The sequence below is a fragment of the Pirellulales bacterium genome (assembly GCA_035939775.1).
Taxonomy (GTDB): domain Bacteria; phylum Planctomycetota; class Planctomycetia; order Pirellulales; family DATAWG01; genus DASZFO01.
Genome location: DASZFO010000151.1, coordinates 1 through 2,782, shown reverse-complemented (window position 1 = coordinate 2,782; position 2,782 = coordinate 1). Strand labels below are relative to the sequence as shown.

Here is a 2,782-nt window from a genome sequence, read left to right as displayed (position 1 = left end):
CGCTACCGGACGGGCTTTCCACCCGCAAGGTTCCAACGAAAGGTTTCAGATTAGCTTCCGTTCATCTCATCCCCCTTTCCCAAGCTTCTTGGCGCAATCGGATCGACCGCAGTTGCGAAACTACGTCGGTCGGGCGGACCGACGTAGCCTAGCCGTCTACCAACCAGCGTCGTTGTGGAACGACGGTTTGCCGTCGTGTCTGATGTCTCCGCCCCTTCGATTGGCTACCGGTCCATAAGTTAACATCGACAGGGCGTCCCTTCCGGAGAGAGAAACCGCGTTTTCTTTGCGTTGTGCGCGGTTCCTGCTATCGTGAGCTTAACGGCTCGACTCGAGATAGGCATGCTTCTGCGAGGAGGGTATGAACGACCTCATCGATCAATTCCAGGAGGCCTTACGAGCCGACGACGTTGCACGCGTTCGGAAATTGCTCGAAGACTACACCTTGCTGAGAGCGAAGATCGACGAACCGCTGGGCCCCTTCGACTCGCCGGCGATCACGAATGCCCGCAGCAAAGAGATGCTCGACGTACTGCGGGCCGCCGGCGCGAACCTCGACGCGAAGAGCCGCTGGTGGGCAGGTGGTTTCGGGCTGCTCCACGTGGCGAGTCCCGAGTTAGCCGCCCATGCGATCGAGTGTGGAGCATTCGTGGACGTTCATGCAGCCGCACGACTGGGCCTGCTCGATTGCGTTCGTGAACTCGTTGAGTCCGACCCCGAACTTGTTCACGCGCGCGGAGGTGACGGCCAGATGCCGCTTCATTTCGCCGCGACAATCGAGATCGCCGAATACCTGCTCCACCACGGCGCCGACATCGACGCACGCGACCTGGATCACGAGTCGACACCGGCTCAGTACATGCTGGACGATCGTCTCGACATAGCCCGATACCTGGTCACTCGTGGCTGCTGGACCGACCTACTCATGGCGGCTGCCCTCGGAGACCTGGACCTCGCGGGCCGCCATCTTGACGCTAACTCCGAATGCATCCGCCTGCGAGTCAGCGAGCCGTTTTTCCCAATGGTCAACCCCAAAGCCGGCGGCACGATCTATCAGTGGAAGCTGGGTTGGTATGTCTCCCCGCACCAGGTCGCCAGGAAGTTCGGCCACGAGGAAGTCCTACGGCTACTCCAGGAGCGCAGCCCGACCGACGTGAAGCTCCTCGAGGCGTGCTGGATGGGTGATGAGGCGCTAGCATTGGCGATCCGCCGCGAGCATCCCGACATCGTCGAACTTCTTTCCGAGGCCGACCGCCGACACGTCGCTTACGCAGCGCGCAAGAATGAAACCGACGTCACTAAGCTCATGCTCGTGTGCGGGTGGCCTGTTGACGCCCAGGGGCAACATCAGGGCACGCCACTGCACTGGGCGGCCTTTCACGGTAACCACGAGATGGCCGAGGCGATTTTAAGTTTTGCCCCGCCGCTAGAGCTCGCCGACGCGGACTTCCACAGCACGCCGCTCGGCTGGGCCGTTTACGGCTCCGAGCACGGCTGGCACCGCAACTCAAGTAATTACGCCGCAACCGTGGAAGCGTTGCTGGGGGCTGGCGCGAAGGTCCCAGATCATGCTGAAGGAGCCGAGGCCGTCCGCGAGGTTCTACGCCGCCACGGCGCCAGCGATCAAACGGCGTGAGGCCATTTCGAAAGTTGCCGCAATCGGCCGGCGCGTGACGCCCGCGCCGGTCAGGAGTACCGGATCACTGCGCTAGCCTTACCCGCTTCGTGAGAGCGGTTGTCCCGGCGTTTCACAAACCCGAACGCGTGCCATCGCGCTTCGGTCTGATCGACGAGGTAGCGAAACTACGTCGGTCGGGCGGACCGCCGCGCGCTAGACGCTGATCGTGCGGGCAGAAGGGAAGTTGCGGTCCCATGAATCGCAAACTCATTGCGGATGTCCTCAGCGCCAATCGCCGCTCAGGACGAAAGCGGCCCAATAATAAGGCGGCAGACGATGGTCGGCGTCGGGCGGCTGGTCCGCTTTGAATTCTAGTCCGCGCTTGGCTCCTGCTCGCGTGTCGACCCCTTTTCGCATGAGCGCGAGCTGCGCCTGGCGCAGAGCTTCGATCTTCGACATCTTTTTCGTCCACAGATTCTCGTAGAAGTCGATCATCAAGCTCCGCGTCGCATCGTCGGGAATCTTCCACAGCGACGTCACGGTCGTCCGCGCACCGGCGGTTTGAAACGCTCGCTGCAAGCCCAGCACGCCTTCGCCGCCGGCTGTTTTTCCCAAGCCCGATTCGCAAGCCGACAGTGTCGCCAGGTCGACGCCCGAGAGATCAAGTTCACCCACTTCCAAGGCCGTGAGAATGCCGTCCCCCTTGCCTTCGACGGGCGACTGGTTCGCGCCGGTCAGCACGATGCCGGATAAGAGGCCGGGGTGCTCGCCGGTCGCCTGCTGCAACATAGCGCCGCGATCCATGTTCGACTCCGGCTTGTCCGACGGCGCCAGGGCCGATCGGATTTTCGGATCGGCGAAGAACCCATGCGTGGCGAAATGCAAATAGCGGTAGCTGGGGGCCGCTTCGCGCACTGCTTCGGACGTCGCCTGCCGCTGGCGCAATTGCTTGATTTTCCCATCGGAAATTCTCTGCTCGAAAGAGTCGCGGATGGCGTCGATCTCGCCTCGCGTGCCGGGCAAGGGAATCCATTTTGACTCGCCGTCGCGAACGGCTCGCCCGCCCCGATCGCTGGCGAGCAGCACGCCGGGATCGCCGCCGTAGTCAACGTCGCCGACCAATAGCAGCGAAGGCGGCGCGAGGGGGACAGGCACCTTTTGCTC

At 62.5% G+C, this 2,782-nt stretch carries 2 protein-coding genes; one reads left to right on the top strand and one right to left on the bottom strand.

Features of this window, described 5'->3' with window-relative positions:
- Positions 1-361 precede the first annotated feature (361 nt).
- Positions 362-1,636 (top strand): ankyrin repeat domain-containing protein, encoded by a 1,275-nt coding sequence (locus tag VGY55_09990; GenBank protein ID HEV2970311.1) that lies wholly within the window; start codon positions 362-364, stop codon positions 1,634-1,636.
- 264 nt (positions 1,637-1,900) lie between these two features.
- Here VGY55_09990 and VGY55_09985 read toward each other — a convergent pair.
- Positions 1,901-2,782: CHAT domain-containing protein (locus VGY55_09985; GenBank protein HEV2970310.1), on the bottom strand; the 882-nt coding region annotated here is incomplete at its 5' end.

What these genes read in the sequence shown, in the direction of transcription:
- VGY55_09990 (HEV2970311.1), top strand. Translation starts at nt 362, where the DNA reads ATGAACGACCTCATCGATCAATTCCAGGAGGCCTTACGAGCCGACGAC.